This is a genomic window from Ureibacillus terrenus (genome assembly GCF_006569205.1).
GTDB lineage: Bacteria > Bacillota > Bacilli > Bacillales_A > Planococcaceae > Ureibacillus > Ureibacillus terrenus.
On the sequence record NZ_VIGD01000003.1, the window covers coordinates 1 to 21,854 of the forward strand.

Annotated in this window: 17 protein-coding genes, 2 pseudogenes and 2 CRISPR repeat arrays; all 19 genes and pseudogenes read right to left on the reverse strand. The window is 36.3% G+C overall.

The window, feature by feature from the left end; all coding sequences use genetic code 11:
• Positions 1–145: pseudogene (locus FKZ59_RS03030) on the reverse strand (IS5/IS1182 family transposase); the annotation flags it as partial.
• A 129-nt stretch (positions 146–274) separates the two neighbouring features.
• Positions 275–771: a CRISPR direct-repeat array (repeat unit 30 nt; unit sequence ATTTCAATCCCTCATAGGTAAGATCAAAAC).
• A 178-nt stretch (positions 772–949) separates the two neighbouring features.
• Positions 950–1,213: a CRISPR-associated endonuclease Cas2 gene (gene cas2 / locus FKZ59_RS03035; RefSeq protein ID WP_141601270.1), complete on the reverse strand. Its 264-nt coding sequence runs from the start codon at positions 1,211–1,213 to the stop codon at positions 950–952.
• 74 nt (positions 1,214–1,287) lie between these two features.
• Entirely contained in the window at positions 1,288–2,298 is a 1,011-nt protein-coding gene (gene cas1b / locus FKZ59_RS03040) for a type I-B CRISPR-associated endonuclease Cas1b (protein ID WP_141601271.1), read from the reverse strand.
• A complete protein-coding gene (gene cas4, locus FKZ59_RS03045; RefSeq protein ID WP_141601272.1) occupies positions 2,295–2,810 on the reverse strand; it encodes a CRISPR-associated protein Cas4 in 516 nt (171 codons plus the stop codon). Before cas4 (FKZ59_RS03045) ends, cas1b (FKZ59_RS03040) begins: the two co-directional genes overlap by 4 nt.
• A gap of 12 nt (positions 2,811–2,822) precedes the next feature.
• Complete coding sequence (gene cas3, locus FKZ59_RS03050; RefSeq protein ID WP_246045796.1) at positions 2,823–5,159, reverse strand: CRISPR-associated helicase Cas3'; 2,337 nt, start codon at positions 5,157–5,159, stop codon at positions 2,823–2,825.
• 62 nt (positions 5,160–5,221) lie between these two features.
• Positions 5,222–5,947 carry a type I-B CRISPR-associated protein Cas5b gene (gene cas5b, locus FKZ59_RS03055; protein WP_141601274.1) on the reverse strand — a complete coding sequence of 242 codons (726 nt, stop codon included), beginning with the start codon at positions 5,945–5,947 and terminating at the stop codon, positions 5,222–5,224.
• Positions 5,948–5,959: 12 nt separating this feature from the next.
• On the reverse strand, positions 5,960–6,922 hold the full coding sequence (gene cas7b / locus FKZ59_RS03060) for a type I-B CRISPR-associated protein Cas7/Csh2 (RefSeq protein ID WP_141601275.1): 963 nt from the start codon (positions 6,920–6,922) through the stop codon (positions 5,960–5,962).
• Positions 6,922–8,676: a TIGR02556 family CRISPR-associated protein gene (locus tag FKZ59_RS03065; RefSeq protein WP_141601276.1), complete on the reverse strand. Its 1,755-nt coding sequence runs from the start codon at positions 8,674–8,676 to the stop codon at positions 6,922–6,924. Before FKZ59_RS03065 ends, cas7b begins: the two co-directional genes overlap by 1 nt.
• Positions 8,677–8,721: 45 nt before the next feature.
• Positions 8,722–9,501 (reverse strand): CRISPR-associated endoribonuclease Cas6, encoded by a 780-nt coding sequence (gene cas6, locus FKZ59_RS03070; RefSeq protein ID WP_141601277.1) that lies wholly within the window; start codon positions 9,499–9,501, stop codon positions 8,722–8,724.
• Positions 9,502–9,875: 374 nt separating this feature from the next.
• Positions 9,876–10,133: a hypothetical protein gene (locus FKZ59_RS03075; RefSeq protein WP_141601278.1), complete on the reverse strand. Its 258-nt coding sequence runs from the start codon at positions 10,131–10,133 to the stop codon at positions 9,876–9,878.
• 873 nt (positions 10,134–11,006) lie between these two features.
• Positions 11,007–11,553 (reverse strand): annotated as a pseudogene (locus FKZ59_RS03080) (alpha/beta hydrolase).
• A 336-nt stretch (positions 11,554–11,889) separates the two neighbouring features.
• Entirely contained in the window at positions 11,890–12,828 is a 939-nt protein-coding gene (locus FKZ59_RS03085) for a ring-cleaving dioxygenase (protein WP_141601279.1), read from the reverse strand.
• 367 nt (positions 12,829–13,195) lie between these two features.
• The gene (locus FKZ59_RS03090) at positions 13,196–14,185 is read right to left on the reverse strand and encodes a helix-turn-helix transcriptional regulator (RefSeq protein ID WP_141601280.1); all 990 of its coding nucleotides are present in this window, start codon (positions 14,183–14,185) and stop codon (positions 13,196–13,198) included.
• Between the two features lie 393 nt (positions 14,186–14,578).
• Positions 14,579–15,100 carry a hypothetical protein gene (locus tag FKZ59_RS03095; protein ID WP_141601281.1) on the reverse strand — a complete coding sequence of 174 codons (522 nt, stop codon included), beginning with the start codon at positions 15,098–15,100 and terminating at the stop codon, positions 14,579–14,581.
• 48 nt (positions 15,101–15,148) lie between these two features.
• Positions 15,149–15,763 carry a hypothetical protein gene (locus FKZ59_RS03100; protein WP_141601282.1) on the reverse strand — a complete coding sequence of 205 codons (615 nt, stop codon included), beginning with the start codon at positions 15,761–15,763 and terminating at the stop codon, positions 15,149–15,151.
• 373 nt (positions 15,764–16,136) lie between these two features.
• Positions 16,137–16,298, reverse strand: a complete 162-nt coding sequence (locus tag FKZ59_RS14650) for a hypothetical protein (protein WP_181733161.1) — start codon at positions 16,296–16,298, stop codon at positions 16,137–16,139.
• A gap of 364 nt (positions 16,299–16,662) precedes the next feature.
• Positions 16,663–19,896: a CRISPR direct-repeat array (repeat unit 29 nt; unit sequence ATTTACATTCCACATAGTTAATAGAAAAC).
• Positions 19,897–20,079: 183 nt separating this feature from the next.
• Positions 20,080–20,343, reverse strand: coding sequence for a CRISPR-associated endonuclease Cas2 (gene cas2, locus FKZ59_RS03105; RefSeq protein ID WP_141601283.1), 264 nt, complete (start codon positions 20,341–20,343; stop codon positions 20,080–20,082).
• A gap of 2 nt (positions 20,344–20,345) precedes the next feature.
• On the reverse strand, positions 20,346–21,332 hold the full coding sequence (gene cas1b, locus FKZ59_RS03110) for a type I-B CRISPR-associated endonuclease Cas1b (protein ID WP_141601284.1): 987 nt from the start codon (positions 21,330–21,332) through the stop codon (positions 20,346–20,348).
• Entirely contained in the window at positions 21,329–21,841 is a 513-nt protein-coding gene (cas4, locus tag FKZ59_RS03115; protein ID WP_141601285.1) for a CRISPR-associated protein Cas4, read from the reverse strand. Before cas4 (FKZ59_RS03115) ends, cas1b (FKZ59_RS03110) begins: the two co-directional genes overlap by 4 nt.
• Between the last annotated feature and the right edge of the window lie 13 nt (positions 21,842–21,854).

Sequence of the window (21,854 nt, forward strand, 5' to 3'; positions counted from 1 at the left end):
AATAGGTATCTTTGACAAGATCGTAAATAAAATCAAAGTCTATGGCTTGTTCAATCTTCCTTACCAAATGATCTTCTGGAACCAATTGATCAAGAGCCACCATTTCCAATTGATTTCGATTATTGTCTGTACGCTTCGATAACATCCTAAATTTCCCCCGTTAACCAAGAATTCTATCCCTATTATACAAAAAAGCCTGTAGATTTGGCCCCTAGTTAGGGACTTTGTCTACAAGCTGCGAGCTACTGTTTTAAGTAGCTCTATTTCGTCTACAATTTCAATCCCTCATAGGTAAGATCAAAACTCCACTGGCACTTGATATATGGAAGCTATTTCGTAGATGTATTTCAATCCCTCATAGGTAAGATCAAAACTTGTAGCCGAGTCCTCAATGGAAATAATACGACCATCATTTCAATCCCTCATAGGTAAGATCAAAACTTTTAAAAAATCTATTGACAAAAGAAATAAATAAGATAATTTCAATCCCTCATAGGTAAGATCAAAACGCGTTAGGAAACGGCACGATTACACAAGAAGAGATTTCAATCCCTCATAGGTAAGATCAAAACCAATACCAAAATCCAGTGCATCCATTTCAAACTCAAATTTCAATCCCTCATAGGTAAGATCAAAACGGCCTGATATTTATGCATTTATTAAAAATGCTATTGAATTTCAATCCCTCATAGGTAAGATCAAAACTCAATGGCTATTACGACAGCAAAAGAAAACCATGTTATTTCAATCCCTCATAGGTAAGATCAAAACCCTAATAAAATCAACATTTGTTAGCTATATAGTAACTTTTTATTAAAAAATAGTCAATTTGAAATTTTCGTGAAAATAATGAAATTCATTGATTTTATTGGGATTTCTATAAATTATACAAAAATAATTTGTCGTCGATCCCTCGGGGTTGCTGTCGTGAGACCGATCGACGACAAAATTAAATCAAAAAATCTGTCGTTGCTTTTTCTTTTCCCATGATTTCTCTTCCGGTATATTTCTGCGAACGAAACGTATATAAAATAACGGAATCTTCATCATTATCAATTAACATTTCTAATTCTTTTTTTAATTTTACCAGGTTGGCTTTTGAAATTTCTCCTTCAAACACAGAATTTTGTACCCAATGTAAATATTTTCTACAAATTTTTAACGCTTTTCCTACTCTTTTTTCTCCAACGTCATATACAAGGATCACAAACAACGACCAACCCTCACTCTCTGAATCTCAAGCTAAAGATGATTCATATAAATATATTCATTTGCAAAAGATTTGTCTTACCACAACGAAGTATATGGCTCGTAGGGTTTTTCTCCTAAAATATGTTTTTGGATTTTGTATAATTCTAATCGGATTAACCGACGGTATGATACGTTTCTCCCTAAATGCCTATGATTGACTGTCGTTCTCATTCTTGTTTCGAGCTGTTCTATAAATGTTCGTCTTCCTTTCTCATTTAATAATATTCCGCCGGTATGTTCTTTTTCAAAATCTTTTTGTGTGATCATTTTTTTATTGATTAGTTGAAAAATAAGGCGATCGACCATGATTGGTTTAAAAATTTCAGCCACATCTAAATTCAAAGTAAATCTTCGAAAATTAGTGGAATGCAAGTATCCGATTCTTGGATCTAGATATGTTTTATAGATTTCACTAAGTACCATTGTGTAACACAAGGAATTGCCAAAACTGATAAGGGCATTCAATGGATTTAGGGGAGGACGTTTCGAACGTTTTTCAAATACAAAATCTTTATTGTTTATAATTTCATCAAAGCACGAATAGTATAACTCTCTGGTATTTCCTTCAAACGCCATCAATTCAGCTATTGTTTCAATTTCATTGATTTTTTCCATAAGAACATTAATTTTTTCAATCACTTCGATAAACTTTTGGTTGCTTTCTTTTCGACGATTCGCATAATAACGTAACACTTGCTTCATTTGATTCATTGAGCCTTTCACAAATCTTCTCGCCAAGTCGATTCGTAAATCTTCATTTAAGTAATGTTCGCTTTGTTTTAATATGACATGCCCTGAGTTTAAATGTTCACGAGGATAGAACGTTCCGCTGTAGTAACCATAGTAATTGAAAAAGTGAACGCAAATTCCTTTTTGGCTTAAAAAATCGAGTAATCTTGTATTTAGATCAACTTCTGAAAAAATAAAAATGTCGTTCGTATCTTCAATGGGTATAAATTTTCGATTGCCTTCAGCATCTTCAAAATATAATGTGTTGTCTTTTCGTCTGAACTTGCCGCTTCGTAAAATGTACAGCGTTTTCTTCATTCATCTTCACCTGCCCAACAATATTCCCGGTAAGCACATGAACGGCAATACTTGATTTTTTTCGGCGGTGGAGGAACAGGGTACTTTGCTATTTTTTGAATTTCGGAAATCGCTTCATGCAATTGCTTGCGGTTTTCATCTGTTAAAACAACGGATTCTTTCTTTTTTTCTTCAGAAAACAACAGCTCTCCTTTTGCTTGAATTCCCATTTTTTCAAGTTGATCTAAATAAAACAAAAGCTGAAAATAGCTGCTTTCTCTAAATTTTGAAGTTTTCTTAATTTTCTGAACAATTACTTCATTTCCGACTTTCTTTATCCGATCAATTTTGCCGCTGCCAATATCGACTTCTTCTTTCCCGCGCTTGCTGTAGTACTCGTGTATAAATCGGCCGATATCGATATTTTCGTCTTCCTGATCGGGAATAATATTATGCATCATGAGCCACAACTCACGTTTGCAAATAAAGTAATACCAAATATACGTTCCGGTGATTGGAAATTGACTATCCATCCGCGTCACCACTTACCAAATTAATGATGTTTGTTCTGTTTTATAACCAAGAGTTAAATCATAATAATCTTCTAATTGAGTCTTAGTCAGGTAGCCGATTCCATTAACAATTGGCGGTTTATTGTCTACCTTTCTTGGAATGGAAATAATGTATTGATAAAAGTCAGCTTTAATATCCCTAAAAGCTTTCTTCCGCTCCCATTGATCTTCAATTTTTAATATTTTTTCATAATGTTCAAATAAAGATTTCGCTTTTTCATCAAGCTCTAAAAATACTTCCATTCTGTCATACTGCTCCTCAATTAACTGAAAATGAGAAACAGGAATTCGATCTGCATCTTTTTCACCGTCGAAATATAATGTTTGAATCCCATTCAATAGTGCCAATGACTCTTTATTAGCCGTTTTTGCTTGCAATTGTTCAAAATATTGCTCTATGAACTGAAAAAACCGTTCTTCTGGTATTGCATCATTCTTTAATAATTCTTGTGTAATATTCAATCGAATTCCATCATAGATGTAATTTGCAAAACTCTTATAACCATCGGTTAAATGTACAACATGTATTTCTCCTTTTCTCATTCCATGACGATTACATCTCCCAGCAGCCTGTTGAATAGAATCAAGCGGCGCTAAATCTCTATATACAATGTCAAAATCGATGTCAACGCCTGCTTCAACTAACTGTGTACTTACTACTATCTGATATTTTTGTTTTTTAATTTCACCAATTCTTTTCAATCGTTCAATAGGAGGAATGTGAGTAGACAAAAACGTTATCTTTTTATCAGGTACAATCTCTTTTAATTTTTTGTATACTTCTTTAGCTGCATCAATCGTATTTAATATAAACAAATATGTCTTAGATTCGTTGATGTTTAAGGTATTTACAAATTGTTCAATCGTCATTTTTTCTTTTATGTGAGAATGCAACATCACTCTTGACAGACCTTGATAATACTTTGGGGCATCCACTAACGGCCGCATTTCATCTTCTTTAAAAATGGCAGGAATGGTTGCTGAACTAAACAGGAAATAGCAATCTAATTCTCTAGCTAAAACTTTTAATGTTTCACGAACAACGAGCCAGTATTTGTGCGGAATCGCTTGCACTTCATCGATAATGAAAATCGAGTGGGCAAATCGATGAAATTTTCTAAGCGATGCATTTTTATTAGAAAAAATCGAATGAAATAACTGAATAAAAGTTGTCAATATGATTTCTGCATTCCATCCTTCAACTAACAGATGTGCAGCATTGTAGTCATATTGATGATAGCCTTCTTCATTTTTTTGAATCGTGTAGCTTAAATCTGACAAATGATGATGCGTAAGTAACAACGATTGGTCCATTTCGATTTCGTTAATATTAAATATTTCTCGAATCACTTTTTCCGTCTGATCGATGACACTTAAAAATGGAAGGCTGTAAACAATACGTGATGTAACTCCTTTTTCTTGTTCGATTTTTTTTCGCAAATTTAAAGCAAATTGAAATGATGTCAACGTTTTTCCAAAACCTGTCGGCAATTGCAGCGAATAAAAATGATGATTTAAGTCAATGTTCAGGGAATCGACTTCTTGAAATGCTTTTTCCCTAAGTTCATTTAAATTGCGATTATCCCAATTCTGTTTTCTTTTGTAATTTATAACAATGTCGTAATTAAGCTTTCTTCTTTCTGGAAATAACCCTTTTTGGAGAATGCCGACTTCAGATTTGTCCGCATCGATAAGGATGGAAAATAAAAAGATATATTGAATATACAATTCAATTGGAACTTTCTCGCGATTATATTTCATAATTTTTCTTCGGATTTTAAAAGATTCATTAAATAAATCTTCAATCCATTGTAAACAGGTTTCTTTCGATAAAGGCTTGTACAATGAAAAAGATTGAAACGACTGATTTAGCTTTTCAAAATCGATTGCATGAACTTGCTTTTGTAACAGTTCTTTTTCGTTTTCATGAAACTGCTTAAACTCATCCAGCCAATTATTCAATTGGCCATGATGTTTCTTTACAATTAAAAATGCAAGTAAACGCAATCGTTCGTCATCAAATTTCAATTCAGATTCATATTGTAAAAATTGGTATAATAATAACGCTGAAATCAAACTATGATTTTTGAGCATACCTAAATCATTATTTTCTTTCCTAATGTATTGTTGAAAATATCCAGTTGCTTTTCCAATGTCGTGAAATAATCCAATCATTTTGGAAAGTAGAAATAAGTCATTCATATATAGACGTGAAAGACGTTTTTCATCAAAAAACTTTTCAATTTGATGTAAAACCCCCTGTACATGTTTTTCTAATGGATAGTTCGGGTGAGATAAAAGTTGGTCCACAAGCATGTTCCTCCTCTCTCACGTATAAGCTATAAAGAAAGCACGTTCATTCACTAAACGTGCTAATTGATAAAACAAATATGTTCCGATTGGCTCGTTACGTAGCTATGATCCACTAGCACTTTTATCGGTTTTCCAGTTGATTCAAAAATAATTTCTTCGTAATTTGAAACAACACGGTTAACATCCATTTCAGTTGCAACAGTTTCTTTCATGTATGTTTTTCCGTCTTCAATTAAAAGACCGTTTTCTTGAATCATGGAATGCTTCAAAACAGTTGCCATTTCTGTATAATCGTTTGACTCGGTTTTATGAACTTCTTCTATCGTTACATATTGAAACTGCGCCAAACATTCACTCAATCCAAGCGACACAGTGTAAACCGATTTATGTTGAGATACGTATTCGATTAATCTTTCAAACAGATTTTCATCGGTTATATGGATATAACACCGATAGCCAGGATCTTTTAAAAACTCTGTTCGTATCTGTGTTCTTGGACCTTCTCGTCTTTGCTTGGGAATCCATATGTTCCCTTTTGTATTAATATGATTTAACCCTATCCTCGTTTTTTTCACAGGTTTCAATATTTTAATCCCATATCTAACCGTTTGATGATTCAATTTCTCTAAATAAAAATTATTTTCTTTCTCAAACCCTAAAATCGCTCCTAAAATGCCGTACATTGCAGTAGGGGGAATGATTGAATATGTTAGCGGAGAAGAAGTTGAAAAATATTTACGAAAATGGCCAAAATCACCCCATAGATCAAAAACTAGTACTTTCATGTTTCTTCACCCTTAAAAATCCAATTCCCTAATTGAGAACCCTGCCTGCTGCAAACTGTTTTTGATATCCGTAGACAACTGAATCCGATCATCGAGTGTTAAATCAATTCTTTCAATTTTATTCTTGTTTTTGTTTAAAACCTCTAACAATCTATCAACATCAATGATAAATTCGCTGACATCACGAAGTTCTTCATCATTTTTATCCGTTTTCAATGAGAGATACTTATCCAGTTCACCAATGTGGAAATGTTTTTCTTTATACACGACATTCAATAACAGTCTAGGAACTTGTCCAACTTTCGAGCGTGAAATCAAGCTTTTTGTTCCATTCCACATTGCTTCCAATAACGTGTCAATATCTTCTTCGGTTAATCTAGTCGTTTTTGCTGCTTCCTCATTGACAATTCCGTAAAAAGCAATCAATGAATACGGAAGCACGTATTCTTCGCGAAATGTTTTTTGTGTCAATTCACTTCCAGAAGCGAACGCACCTGTTCCTTTTATATACTCCATTTTTACGCGATGAAGCGATTGTCCCATTTTGAATTGAACTGGACCTGTATGAGTAATCGAACTTTTCTCTTTTGATGATTTTTCCACTGGTAAAGTTACACCAAATAAGCGAATATCTATACAAGAAGAAAGAACCTGATCATTAATAATTTCTTTCATTTCTGCTAATGTCAATTTCTCTTTTTTAAGTTTTTCTCCATCTTTTATCAAAAAATCTTCAGCACGTTGTTTTGCATCCTGAATATAATCTTTCTCATCTACTATTTCACGAATAAAAATTTCCAACCCTTTATATTGATGTAAAAAATCGCGGATCGTGCGTTTTAATCTCACATCTGTAACGATGTTTCGCCCCGTTTCTTCATCGATTCTCGGTTTATTTTCATCAACCGGATCCCCATTTGGATTAATCCATTGAGCATCATACAAAAACAATATTTCTGAACGATTCGTTAGCATTATTGAATAACCTCCTCTTTTTCATATAAAACTTCTTTTACTTTTGAAGCTAAACTCATTCCACAAACAAAGTAATAGTTTATTTCATCGATTGATAATTTCCATTTTTCATTAGATTGCAAAAATAGAGAAGATATTTCTTCAGCCAATTCTTGTCTTGATTTCGTATAGGCATCATATTCAATGAATTTGTTAATGACTTTTGGAAGCAAACCTTTTATTGACTGTTCATCCATTTTTAATCCCATTAACTGTTTAAGAAACGGTTTTGAATTACGCACTTTTTGCTGAACTTCCAATAAGATTTGCGTCAACGAACCTAATAAAAAGATGGCTCTTTTTTCATTTGTATTTAGTTGTTTACCAAAAACATCAAAAATGTTGCTAAACTTACTCATAATAATCTGGCCTCCTTCGAATTGAAGCACATTGATTTTTTCCAAAAATGACAGGCAAGCCATCGCTTGTTTGATTTTCCAATAGAAATTTTGCTCATTTTCTTTTAAAAACTCTTTACGAATTTCTTTCATCATGTATTTCAATAAAAAATTGTGATCTAATTGTTTTGCCTTAAAAGATGATTCGACAATTGTTAAAAAATACTTATTTAAATCAAAATTTTTCTTACCTTCATCGGATTTTGCAAAAAACGTACGGAAGAAACCGAAGTGAAAATGTCCAGGTTCATTTGTTTCTTTTTTGAATAAAATGACTTTTTCAACTTCTTCTTTTGATTTAAACAATTTTTGAAGACGTGACGGCAATACATCATCAATAACAAGCAATATGCGTTCAGCGCTTTGAATTTTTTGCATAAACAAAAATTTCAATGAAATCGTATTTTTTTGTTCAGATAGAATGTACAGTAAATCTCCTTCATCAGTCATTATTGAATTGCCGCTTTCTTTTGAAAGCTGGATCATTTTTTGTTGATTTTCAAAAATTTCGAGTATTACTTCAAAATCTTCTCCTGTATTTTCTTTGTTAATTAGAAACGATGGTATTAATAAATACGGAAGTCCATAAAATTGATACTTTAAGTGATTTTCAATATATTCCTTACCCGCTTCTACGAAACTTTTACACTCCAAACAAACCGGATAATTTCTCCATGCTGTTTCTTCTTGAAAGCCCCCCGTTATAAAACCTGGCTTATCCAATGTGTAAAATTTAAAGGCTGACATTTTTCCAATGACTGTATCTTTTTGCTCTTTACAAATGGAACAAATTTGATTATTCGCAGATAATTCCAAATCCTTTTTGTTTATGAGATATAAAAAAGTTTCCGTAAAAAGTTCATTCTCTACCGGATATAAATGATTCAATTTTACAGATATCAAACACTTATCCAAAGATTCGATTTTTTCAGATACAGCTGCTAAAATTGATGCTTGATCTTGTACTAACCTGTCATATATTTGTTCCAATTTTTCTTTGTTATTAATTCTTTTTTCTTTTAAAACTCCTCGAAACCAACCTAATATTTTTTGATCATAGGTATTTGATAAAGTAGTTATTTTGGCAGTCGGCGAAAAGTTTGCTCCTCTGGAAGAACCTGAACGAAACAAGTATTTCGAATAATCAGTTGAGACTTCTTCATAATCGACCCCTGTAAATTCAATACCATTCTCAGTTTCAGAAAGTAAAATAAACATACAATAATCATAGTTAGGATTTTCAATCATTTGTTCTAACACACTTTTATTCGATTTTTCTAACACATATCGGCCTAATGTAGCTACTGATTCAATCATCCTTTTTCACCTCCAATAATTTTTGTAACTGCCCTCCTTTCCAGTCTAATCCCTTTTAGGTAAGGTCGAATTTGGTCGAATCATGCCGAAACCTAACGAATTTTTGGAACCTAGACCGGTGTTAAGTAAAAAAGACAAATATTCCGGTTTGGCTTTCAACCGGTAAATGCCTTTCCAGCCGGTAATCCAAGTTGATTTGTAATTCGTAACCACTTTGTCGCGGCTGTCTACTTGAATGGGTTCGACAGAAAGGACCTGGCCTTCCTCTGCAAAGGGTTTATTGTAAAATGCTTCATATTTGCGAATAAAATTTTCCTCCAGTAAATGCTCAAACACTTTATCAAACGGTGAAAAGTAATGCGTAATTTTGCTTCCATCCCTACGTTCAAACGTTGAATATACAGTAATCGGCGATAAAGCGCGAACGACGATTTCACTATCTTGCACATCCAGTTTGTCAAATTCCAATGATTCAACCTTTAAAGAAACGCCATTCATCTCTAAATCTTCAGATAATAATAAAAAATTTGCAGTTTTTTCCACAATATCTGGTATAATTGAACTAATAGACAAATATAATTTGTCATAAAATGTTAGTTTTCTAGTTTCTTTATCATAAGTTATATTTGACGACTGCAAGGAGCTGAATACAAACAGCTTGTACGTGCGGTTTTGATGCTGAAAACCATGTTCATGGAGAAACGTTGCTTCTTTTTGAGGCAAAATCTTGTAGACGAACGCTTGAAGCAAATGTTGGTAGTTCACTGGTACTGTCAGCGGTTTTTCCAATGAAAAAGTAATGTGGATTGCTGGAATGATAATCACCTCTTATATGCAATTGTTAACTAATCCAGATAATACCAAGAATAAAAAATGGAGTCAACGGTCGACTCCATTTTTTCTATTTTTGCAACTCATCATCTTGTAGCTTATTTCCTTCTAGGTAAGATTGAATATATGCAATTGTTGACATTTCAAACTCCTACACGGATTTGATTATAACGTATCGAATTTCCTGGCATCTCGCAAATGCAAAAAATCGCAATTCGATTTCCTATTTTTGGGTTTCCTCTCATTTCCAATATAGTTCAGCAACTATTCTTAACGAAAAATATAAATTCATCACAAATCGTGAAAATGAAGGGGCTGGGACAAAACTAGCTTCTAGATAGGAAAAAAGGGCTGAGCCCAAGGTCGATTCAATCGACTTTTCGGACAGCCCCTTCCTCTTCTTCGTCATCATTCAGAACTAAAAACCCGCCCCATTTTTTATAATGTTCATTAGTGAGCATTTTGTCGATTTCTGCTTCGATATTCTCTTCCTCCGTTACAGGAAGCGTCATTCCTGCGTATCCCCAGCCATTTGACTCAAGCCATTCAACGAAATCATCTATAAATTCATCGTACCCTTTGTCGCAGTTTACAATGTATCCGTCTAATCGGATGTCAAATCGCATGTAGTATTCCCCTTTCAATAACTCTTATCAGTTCTTCATTTGGTACTGTTATATCTTAGCTAGATTTTCTTATTCTGGTACTTCCTTTTCGGCATTTCAAACGCTTTTTTGAGAATTATTCATCATGCTAATTAGAAGAATGCTCACAGTTTTTCAATCAGCCAATTGCAAATAATCGAGTAGGAGGGAGCGATTAACTCCCATCCTCTCACACCACCGTACGTACGGTTCCGTATACGGCGGTTCAATTAAGATAATTGACGCAAGTCTTTATATAACTTCCGTGAATAGCTGTTCTCTTTATGCCAGTGGTCACTCCACCCTCCAAGAGGTCCCCCACGGGATTCACCGCTTCCTTCCTCAAGTGAGGTACTACGTTTTCTGTGTTCATCATGACTCACTGAATGCCAAGGGCTATTCTCTCTGAATTGTTCGGTCCTTCTTAGTAGTTCTAAACCAACTAATACGATGACCTCTGCTGACTTCTGACGGTTCAGCTCCTTATCACTAAGTAGGTTATGAAGCGTACTTCACGTATCCATCAGACCTCCCTGGGTAAGAATGTAATCTTTCCTTCCATCTATCTGCTTCATTTACTCTGTATCACCTTCGGCAGAAAGGACTTTGTTTTGTTGTGCAAACTCATCCAATGATACCTAGCCTTGTATGAAGTTCGTGTTCCTCAGACCGGAAGTTTGCCGCTCGCTTCCTTCAGATTCCGCGTCACCACAGACACCCTTGCGTTAAGCTAACCTCTACTTCTATCTTCGGGTTCGGGACTTACCCCCTATAGTTCATGTACATGCCGGGCGCACAAAAATAGCCGCGCATCGACAGACTCAATACGCGGCTTTTCCTTATTTTCCAATTCAATTATGAATAATGTTTTTCATACCACTCTTTCGCTTTTTCAACCTCTGTGATTGTCAATTGGTGTCCGTAACTTTCCCAATGGATCGCCACAGATGCCCCTGCCCCCTCCAACAATTCTTGAAGTTCCACCGATTCTTGTATCGTTCGTTCCAGCTCCAATGAATACGTCGGTTCCAGTCAAGTTTGGCAATGGAATGCCTCGTATCGGTACCATTGGGTGGTGTAAAATCGCACCTTTTAAAGAATCGTTCATCAGAAATAACAGACTTGCTGCGATATTTGCGCCGTTCGAATAGCCAATCGCCACTATATTGTTGCGATCAAATTGATATTCTTTCGCAGCGTCATCCAAAAAACGATGGAATTCCTGGGTCTGGTAAATCAAATCTTCTTCATCAAACATCCCTTCCGCCAACCGTCTGAAAAAGCGAGGCATTCCATTTTCCAAAACATTTCCCCTCACGCTCAGCACAGCACTTTCCGGATCAATCATTTCCGCTAACGGCAGCAATGAGTTCTCATCTCCGCCCGTTCCATGCAGCAACAGTTAAACCGGCTTATCGGGGTTGGTTCCTTCTTTAAAAATATGTCGCATATGTTTGATTACTCCTTTTCATTTTTTCATCGAAATGTTCCAGCGATTTGGCATCCTGTGAATCTTGACCGACCTGCACAATGCATTTTCGCCCGTTTCCATCTGTTCATCGAAATGTACACGGGGCCTTTCCGTCCTGTCGCGGCTAACCTGCACGGCATCTCCATCTGATCATCGGACTGTCCCAACAATTTTGGCATCTTTGACCGGCCTGCATAATGCATTTACGCTCGTCTTCATCTGTTCATCGATGCGGTTCGTCCAAAAGCAACTCACATCCCTGTGATTTTAATCCAGCGGACGAACTTCGACCGGTATTAATGACGCTTCCAAACGGCCGCGCAAATGTTCGTACTGCGGAGGAAGCATCAACCGGCTGCCCATGGTTTCAAAAGACTCATCGCGCGCGAATCCTGGAGGGTCTGTTGCGATTTCGAACAATATTTCGCCGGGCTCGCGGAAATAGATGGAATTGAAATAGTTGCGATCCTTTACATCTGTGACGTACATGCCTTTATTCATTGCATATTCCTTCCATTCAAGATGGTCTTCATCGTCATTCGCGCGCCAGGCGATATGGTGGACCGTTCCGACCCCCATCCTGCCGCGGACCCCTTTCGTCATTTTCAAATCAATGATATTCCCGATGTCGGCAGTCGATTGAAAGCGTGTGTAGTCCCCCTCCCGGCCGACCACTTCAAGCCCCATCACCTCTGTCAGCGTTTTTGTTGTTTCTTCGGGACGGCCGGAATACAAGACTGCACCGCCAAATCCTTTGATGGCCACCTCTTTTGTGACGCCTCCAAATGTCCAGCTATTCTCTTCCCCGCTTTCACGCTCAACCAGTTCCAGCTGCAATCCATGGGGGTCTTTAAATTGCAAATAGGTTTCTCCAAATCGAACCGTTTCTGTATACGCAATGTTGAATTTGGCCAACCGCTTTTTCCAAAATTCCATGGCTCCGACAGGTACGGCATAGGTTGTCACGCCAACCTGTCCATCGCCAATCCGTCCCTGATATGCGCCCGGCCAAGGGAAATAGGTGATGATGGTGCCCGGTTTGCCCCATTCATTCCCAAAATAGAAATGGTACGTTCCCGGATCATCGAAGTTTACGGTTTTTTTCACAAGGCGCAATCCAAGCACCCCCGCATAAAAATCGATGTTTTCCTGGGGATGCCCTACGATTGCCGTAATATGATGAATTCCTGCTGTGTGTTTTTTCATTTTAAATGACTCCTTTATTTGTTGATTATACGTTATGAACAATGTCATTATCTCAAATTCGAGATATATTCCCGAAAAATAAAGATAGCTTTCCGAACTATCTTAAATTCTGATTCAAATTATCTCGATTTCGAGATAATAATATCATGTCTGTAATCGAACGTCAACTCCAGGACTCCAAGAATCGCAAAATCCCCCCAATCCGAAACAGATTGATTGGAGGGCTATCCGTTGTACGCACCAAAAGAAGCACCCTTTAAATTCATTCCACTATTTCGGGATTATTCCCAAAAATAATATACTTCGGATTCTTCAAGACCATCATGATCATCCTGATATTTGCCCTTTTCGAAATCTTTTTCGATACTCATTCCAAACCATGATACTGCTGATACAACCTCTCCGCTTCCTCCTCCATCTCTTTCACCAGCCGCTTTGGATGCACCACTTTCGCATCGGCGCCCCACGAAAGTAGCCAGCGTACCAGTCCTTTGCTGATAATGGCTCTTGTGATTAATCTGAAATGCTCGTCATCCACCCTTTTGATGTCGGCATGGAGGCCAAAGCGGTCAATCACGGCGGGAGCCAAATTATTTTTAAAAATCACTTCAATGGATGACTCTTCCCCGCCAAACATGAAAAACAAAAGATTGCGATACTTGTTGATATCAAAGCCCGGCTGCACGGCAAATTTCTGTTCCAGCAACCGGATATCCCTGATCCGGTCGATCCGGTAATGGTGGATGTCTTCCTCTGCCGTGTTATAACCGATCAAATAATACATCTCCTCATTCCAAATAATCCCGTAAGGATGAATGCGGTACGTTTTCGGATGGGGGCTTCCGGATAACACAAATTCTTTCTCGGCAGAGTACCTTCCGTACCGGAACTGAATGGCCCTCCTTTCCGCAATGGCCTGGTGGATGGTTTGAACCGTCTTCGCAAATTGCGGGCTGTCGATTTTCGCAAACGTATGGACCAGTTGGTTCTCCAATAATATCGCTTCATTTTCGGACACGAACGTTTTCAATTTTCCGATGATCCGCTGCGTTTCCTGTTCTGAAATGAAACGGGCCGAAGAAATCGCATCCATCAAATAGCGCAGCTCATGGATTTCAAAAAACCGGTCCTCGATCCAATAATGAATGAATTGGTTCCTTCCGCTTTGGGCCGTTTCCACCTTGATGAACGATTCCTCCGAAGTCAAAAACTTCAAATCATTCCGGACCGCCTTCAATCCGCCCTCGATTTGTTGCATCTCCAAATATTGCATAATATCTTCGATGGATTTCGGATGTTGTTTGGATGAATATTTCCATAGATATTCAATAATCGCCAAAATCCGTTTATACTTCATTCAATCACCGCATTTCTATCAATGATAAAACCCTTTTATGTTCGAAAAAAATAATGATAACTTCTTCTTATTTTCTATTATCGTCCTTTTATAATGAAACTTCCATATTCTACAAATATAAAATATCGTTATTTCCCATGATCCCTTATTGAGTACGTACAAACATTGGAAATGAGAAAGTGCCAAAATCCGGATATTTCCGGTTTCGGCACAAAGATCATTTATGAAAAAATCGAAACTATAGGTATTGTCGAAGTTTGGCGTTGTGTTCGGAAAATTTTCTTTTGTTTTGGATGAGAAAACCTAAACAATTGTTTCATGCTTCTTTAAGGATGTACAAAGATTGTTTGATCTTTTTTCATCCAAAAGCCGATCAATTAGATCGGCCGATTATTAAAACGTCACTTTTACAGGATGATCTTCCTGGTAGTCCATCTGATTCCAAGAGAAAATATGCAATGTCATTTCGAAGTTTTCTTTCAGCTCCGGGAATTCATATCCTTCGAATTCTTGGATGGTTAATTTCGCGGTGGCCGATTTGCCCGGCGCCACCTCTTGGCTCATTGTCAACAATGCTTCATCCACCATGCGGCCGTCCGCGGAAACGCTGCGCGCCTGCACTTCAATGGAATCCTGGCGCTTGTTTTGAACATCGAAAATCACTTCGATCGATCTGCCCCAAATCGGATCTTCTTTCTTTACAATTTTGACAAGGGTCGCTTTCACGTTTTCATTATCGACGATCACTTGATTGATCTCGTTTGCCCGTTCCTCTTCTTCATCCGTTCCGGTGTCTTCAGAGGTTTGTTCCGTGTTTTCCACTTTGCCGTTCACATTTTCTTCCGTCGTTTCACCACATGCGGCTAGTAAAAGGAATAACAGCAACAAAGCAATTGGAAAATAGATTTTTTTCATCATAAGTACCCCCCGGATTTTTATTTCAAGACCATCCGAAATACGGTTCTATTCCGTATCCAGATTCTCCAAATCTTTCGGAAAATTCGCTTCGCTGATGATTTCTTGAGTCGCTTCATCTTTCACCACAATGTTGACATTATAGTCTTCCGGATCGGCGCCGTTAAAAAGCTGATATAAGGCGCCCGATACCCCTAATCCGAAAACGGCGAACGCATCAAAACTGTTTTCAAACGCGTTTTTGTCCACCAAGACGGTAAATTTCGTGAATTTCTTGTTATATTGGACATCTTTAATGGATGCAAAATCTTCGCCATTTTTCAAATCCTCGATGGTCTCAAGCATGTTGTTTTCCATCTCGGCCATCATTTCTTTGTGCTCCGCTTTCGACATTTTGTAAGTCACGGAACCGTTCTCGTTTTTCGTCACTTCGATGCCTTTCTCTTTTGCTTCCGCGATGGCCGCATCAATGTCTTCTCCTTCAAAGAAGCTGGCCGGCAATGTCACTTCCACATTCAATAACCCTTTATCGACATTGATCCCTTCGCTCTCCGATGCTTTTTCTTGTTGCTGGTCACCGTTTGCCTTGCTCTCCTCATTGGAATTGCAAGCCGTAAGAAGGGCGATGAATATTAACAATACTGCAAATGTAAATTTCTTCATGTTGTACCTCCGCTTTTCGTTTTTTATCTTGCTTTATTGGACCGGATTCACTTGGAAGCAGGATGGATTGTCTTCACCTCCCGGCATTTTTTCAGGAATGGATGGTTGGATTGCTTTTGCTTCTTGCAAACGCAAGGGCGATGCATTGGGCCTGCTTCGTTGAAAGAAGTGGAATAATCGATCCTTGCTATCATCAAGAACGATTTTATGATAACCGAATCCGCCATTTCTGAAATGCCGTTTTGGGCACTTCGGAGGGATTTTTTCGTGATGGGGGAAATTTTTCTTCACTTCTTTGGTGAGGGCTTGTCGTTTTTCCTTTATGGCCCGATTTATTAAGGCGATCGACCGGATTCAACTCCTTGATGACTGTTTAAATAATGTGAGGTTTTACAACGGGGTTGAAGGAAATTTTCAAATCCGTTGCTTGAATCACACATACAGGTATAAGAGGGCCACGACTTGTTGAGGGTGAAGTTGAATCGGAATCAAAATTTAATTTGACAGGTACAATATTTAGTTTTTCAATTGTCAAAGTAACACCTCCTCTGTCATCGATAACTCTATGTTACAGGGAGGTGTGATTGATTTGTATGCGTCGTTTGATTTCGGGCTTACGATTTCACTTCTCTCGGGCTCCGGACGCAATAAAAAAAGAGTATCTGAGCTTTCCTCAAATTCTCTTTTTTCATTTAGGGCAGAATCTCTTTATAGAATATTTTCATTCAAAATCGAATAATTATTCTTAACTCCGATTACTTGACAAGGAGCCTCTGTGGGCAGGATTTCTTGCAAAGGGGGCAAGCCGTATATACCCTCCATGTAAAGCGGCAAATATGTTTATTCTTAATTGCCAAACACTAAAAAAAACAATTCTCAGAACATATGGAATGACTAGAATTTACAATCCACATAGTTAATAGAAAACCCAATCTCTCGGTATAAACATTCCTTTCGCAATCCCATATACATTCCACATAGTTAATAGAAAACTATAGTGCCGCTGCGGTCAAGTCGTGCAATTTGGAAATTTACATTCCACATAGTTAATAGAAAACTTGGAACATCCTGCCAATTTCCAGCCCATGACAGAATTTACATTCCACATAGTTAATAGAAAACGGTAAGTAAGGTTCGTGAATTGCGGCGTTGCTTTTTCATTTACATTCCACATAGTTAATAGAAAACCTGTTCCACTTGGATCAAATTTATCTACAAAGCAATATTTACATTCCACATAGTTAATAGAAAACTTCTTCCGTAAATTCACCGGTTTTTTCTAAATATAGTATTTACATTCCACATAGTTAATAGAAAACCAAAGACCGAAATCGTATCATTATCCCCGATGAAGAATTTACATTCCACATAGTTAATAGAAAACGTTCTCCATCTTACTCTATCATGAGTGATTTACAGGTATTTACATTCCATATAGTTAATAGAAAACGGTTGACACTTACGAGGGTCTTTTGCTTGTTGTGGTATTTACATTCCACATAGTTAATAGAAAACACAAAAGCGTTTAATGTATCTCTAACTTGATAGAAAAATTTACATTCCACATAGTTAATAGAAAACCGAGAGGAAATGTTGTTCAACAGCTACAAGGAGCAATATTTACATTCCACATAGTTAATAGAAAACATTTTTAGATGATTGACATCTGGGGGTGTGTTTATTATTTACATTCCACATAGTTAATAGAAAACATGGCTTCCTGTGTTGGGAGACGTAGCAGGAACACTATTTACATTCCACATAGTTAATAGAAAACACTGGTTGGAAAGCATTTGACAAGGCTTCTCTTGGATATTTACATTCCACATAGTTAATAGAAAACTTCTCGCATTCGCAAATCGGTTGCACCAATCTTTTAATTTACATTCCACATAGTTAATAGAAAACTGTTTCAGCAGGATCTTCTTTGACGAATTGAATATAGATTTACATTCCACATAGTTAATAGAAAACACAATGAGTTGCGTTCACGTTTAAAAATGCGTGCGAAATTTACATTCCACATAGTTAATAGAAAACCTCTCATGAAACCGAAAGCAGATTATTTCGACGCACTTGATTTACATTCCACATAGTTAATAGAAAACTCTTTGTTTGCCGGTGGGGGAATTTTTGCGCGAAGGTATTTACATTCCACATAGTTAATAGAAAACAAATAAAGAAAAATGTTGATATATCAATATTTATATATTTACATTCCACATAGTTAATAGAAAACTTCTATGAAACGCGCGAAGAAGCTGAAGAAAAGCATCCATTTACATTCCACATAGTTAATAGAAAACTCGAACAAGGTAAGGTAACGGCTAATCATCATGTAGAATTTACATTCCACATAGTTAATAGAAAACGGAAAAATTACGAAACTGGAAACGGATTATGATGAATATTTACATTCCACATAGTTAATAGAAAACATGGTGATGAATACGAACGAAAATACCAAAGTCAAGATTTACATTCCACATAGTTAATAGAAAACGCGGAAACACGCATCACACAAACAGAACAAGACATTCATTTACATTCCACATAGTTAATAGAAAACCAAGCGGACATCACAGTTTTTAAATTAAATAGTCGATTTACATTCCACATAGTTAATAGAAAACGCAAACGGGCCACGTTAGTTTTAGTTTGTATTATTAATTTACATTCCACATAGTTAATAGAAAACCAACAAATCTGATGTGGCATTTGCATTTTCTTCTTATTTACATTCCACATAGTTAATAGAAAACGTCCATCGAAATTGAAAGCGCCGAAAGACGATCATGATTTACATTCCACATAGTTAATAGAAAACTTAAGAAGCGTTCGCAACAAACCGGCTTTGTTGAAGATTTACATTCCACATAGTTAATAGAAAACTGCCTATCCACATTTACGTCCAGCGTATGAGAAACACGATTTACATTCCACATAGTTAATAGAAAACGCGATGATTCAAAATCAAAACGAAGAGTACATGATGATATTTACATTCCACATAGTTAATAGAAAACTTCTTGAGCCGCTTCAATCGCCGGCAAAAGATATTCATTTACATTCCACATAGTTAATAGAAAACATGTAATCGTAGTAGTCTTTTCCGCTGTCATGGCACATTTACATTCCACATAGTTAATAGAAAACTAAATCTGCCGGTCTTATATTGGAAGTCGCCATAATATTTACATTCCACATAGTTAATAGAAAACGAAGCGCAAGATTATCAACACTCTAAAGAAATTAAATTTACATTCCACATAGTTAATAGAAAACGGATTGGCCCGGAACGTGACGACGGCACGCGTTTAATTTACATTCCACATAGTTAATAGAAAACCACTAACTTTCATAATGGGTATTATTCAGGTGTTCTCATTTACATTCCACATAGTTAATAGAAAACTCAAAAATTCTGCGATAACTATCGACAGTGTTGACAATTTACATTCCACATAGTTAATAGAAAACAAGCGTTTAGAAGTGTGTTTGCAATATCCTCAAGTGCATTTACATTCCACATAGTTAATAGAAAACAGTTCACGCAACCGTTCTTCCGTCATTCCTGTATCAGATTTACATTCCACATAGTTAATAGAAAACGTAACATAAGCAGCATCAACGGCATCCAAGTATTCCATTTACATTCCACATAGTTAATAGAAAACTGGTCTTCCCACATAGTTCCGAATATCGCCACACCTATTTACATTCCACATAGTTAATAGAAAACGATACTTGCCATACTATCCCTCCTCAATAGAAAATTATTTACATTCCACATAGTTAATAGAAAACGTCAACTCTTGTTCAATCCCTTTTGCAATCGGCAAGAATTTACATTCCACATAGTTAATAGAAAACGCTGATTCGGGCAAAAAAGAAACTTAAATGCTAATTATTTACATTCCACATAGTTAATAGAAAACAAGCATTCTCGCTCCAATTACTATATCAGCACCTTGATTTACATTCCACATAGTTAATAGAAAACGATTTTTCAAATGCGGTTGAACATCATAACGAAATTATTTACATTCCACATAGTTAATAGAAAACGAAGCAATTCCTGTGGTCTATGAAGCATTGAGGCCTATTTACATTCCACATAGTTAATAGAAAACCCTAAAATCTCTAACCAAAAAACCTTTATATAATTGATATTTAATAACCTATAGTTAATATAACATTATACAAATTTGCAGTAAATGGAAGGTTATATTTTTTCTTTTTTGTTAAAATCGCCCTAAAGCCTTTATTACCAAGGATTACACTGCAATCATATTGAAAAATGATCCACTGCAAATTCAAAGAAACATACTTTCAAAGTCTTTTTCTACCCCATAAACCACCTTTTTAATGTGTTTCGGATTAGCTATTCGATAAACATAAAGCGAATCATGCGCTGGATCAATTTTTGGCAATATTTCAGCCATGCATTGCTTTAACAATCCTTCTGTGATTTCTCCTTCAAACAAAGAATTTTGCGTCCAAGTTAAATATTTTTTTAAAATTTTATTAACCTTTGGCACCCGCTTTTCTTCCACATCATAAGCAACTAATACATACACATCTACCACCATGCCTTTAAAGCTCTGTAATCTTCATCGCCAATGAAATGTTTTATGAGCTTGTAGCATTCTAGACGAATTAAAAATCGATAAGACGTCTGCCGCTTCAGTTTCCGATGTTTGATGGTCGTTCGCATCCGGTTTTCAAATTCTTTTATGAAAATTTTCCGTCCTTCCTCATTCAATAGGCAAATTTTCTCTTCAATAAATTCAAAATGCTTTTTTTGAATACTCCTTTTATTGATTAATGAAAAAATTAAATTGTCCATGATTAAAGGCTTAAATATTTCTGCAATATCTAGTGATAAAGAAAAACGTCTTGATCCCGGCTCGTGCAAGAAGCTAATTGTTGGATTTAATTGGGTTTTGTAAATTTCACTTAAAACCGCTGTGTAGATGAGGCTATTGCCAAAAGAAATCATGGCATTTATTGGATCTGACGGCGGCCTTTTTTGTCTACTTGTAAAATAAAAATCATTATTCTTAATCATTGCATTTATTCCTTTGTAATAAGTCAGTCGAACTTTCCCCTCAATTCCCATCAACGTTGGAACATCTTTCGCTTCGGATACCTGTTGTTTATATTCCAAGATTTCATTAATTAGACCTTTCAATTCTTCCTGGTGTCGGCGCATATTACGCAGAATATGGTGAATGGCGCTATATACAAATTGTTGCGCTATATATAATCTTCTTTCAGGATTTAAAACATGTTCTGCCTGTTTTATTTCAACAAAGCCAGAAACCTTCTTTTTTCTAGGGATATAGCTTCCTGAGTAATAGCCATAGTAATTATAAAAATGGATGCATACATCTTTTTGGTTCAACAAATTTATAAAAGAAGTATTAAAATCCATTTCCGAGAATATATGAAGATTTTCGACCTGTTCGATTGGCACCACTTTTTTTGTTCCATCTTCCGAAAGAAAATAAATGGTGGAATCCTTCCGCTTTAATCTACCATTATTAAATAGGTACAAATCTTTCATTCGTCTTCACCGACCCAGCAAAAAGAATAGTAGGCACACTTTGAACAATATTTGTATTTTACTTTTTTCGGTGGTTTCGTTGATCGTTTGATTGCTTCTATTTGAGCCAGCCACTTAGGGATTTCTTTTCGTTTTTCATCTGTCAGCTCAATTTCAACAACCTTTCTCTCTTTTGGATAATGAATTTTTCCTTTTCGTCTAATACCTCTTTGTTCTAAAACATATAAATAATATAATAATTGGGCTTTATCCGCTTCCTCCATCTTTCTGCTTGACTTCACTTCGCCGACATATTGTCCATCCAATATATCGATTTTCAACAAATCGTCTAACAAAATCTCTTTATCTTTAATTTTTTTATAAGAAGTATCATGAAGTACTTTCCCTTGTAAAACGAGATCGTTCTCTTCCTCAAAACCAATTTGGTGGGAATGGAGCCATAATTTGCGTGGGCACACCATTAAATAGTTTACTTGTACTCCCGTTGCCTTTAACTCATCTATTTCCATTTCTCTACCGCCT

Excerpts from the sequence above, each read along its gene's own strand:
- cas1b (WP_141601271.1), bottom strand. The coding sequence starts at position 2,298 with ATGAAGAAAACGCTGTACATTTTACGAAGCGGCAAGTTCAGACGAAAA.
- cas4 (WP_141601272.1), bottom strand. The coding sequence starts at position 2,810 with ATGGATAGTCAATTTCCAATCACCGGAACGTATATTTGGTATTACTTT.
- cas5b (WP_141601274.1), bottom strand. The coding sequence starts at position 5,947 with ATGAAAGTACTAGTTTTTGATCTATGGGGTGATTTTGGCCATTTTCGT.
- cas7b (WP_141601275.1), bottom strand. The coding sequence starts at position 6,922 with ATGCTAACGAATCGTTCAGAAATATTGTTTTTGTATGATGCTCAATGG.
- FKZ59_RS03065 (WP_141601276.1), bottom strand. The coding sequence starts at position 8,676 with ATGATTGAATCAGTAGCTACATTAGGCCGATATGTGTTAGAAAAATCG.
- FKZ59_RS03075 (WP_141601278.1), bottom strand. The coding sequence starts at position 10,133 with ATGCGATTTGACATCCGATTAGACGGATACATTGTAAACTGCGACAAA.
- FKZ59_RS03085 (WP_141601279.1), bottom strand. The coding sequence starts at position 12,828 with ATGAAAAAACACACAGCAGGAATTCATCATATTACGGCAATCGTAGGG.
- FKZ59_RS03090 (WP_141601280.1), bottom strand. The coding sequence starts at position 14,185 with ATGAAGTATAAACGGATTTTGGCGATTATTGAATATCTATGGAAATAT.
- FKZ59_RS03095 (WP_141601281.1), bottom strand. The coding sequence starts at position 15,100 with ATGAAAAAAATCTATTTTCCAATTGCTTTGTTGCTGTTATTCCTTTTA.
- FKZ59_RS03100 (WP_141601282.1), bottom strand. The coding sequence starts at position 15,763 with ATGAAGAAATTTACATTTGCAGTATTGTTAATATTCATCGCCCTTCTT.
- cas1b (WP_141601284.1), bottom strand. The coding sequence starts at position 21,332 with ATGAAAGATTTGTACCTATTTAATAATGGTAGATTAAAGCGGAAGGAT.
- cas4 (WP_141601285.1), bottom strand. The coding sequence starts at position 21,841 with ATGGAAATAGATGAGTTAAAGGCAACGGGAGTACAAGTAAACTATTTA.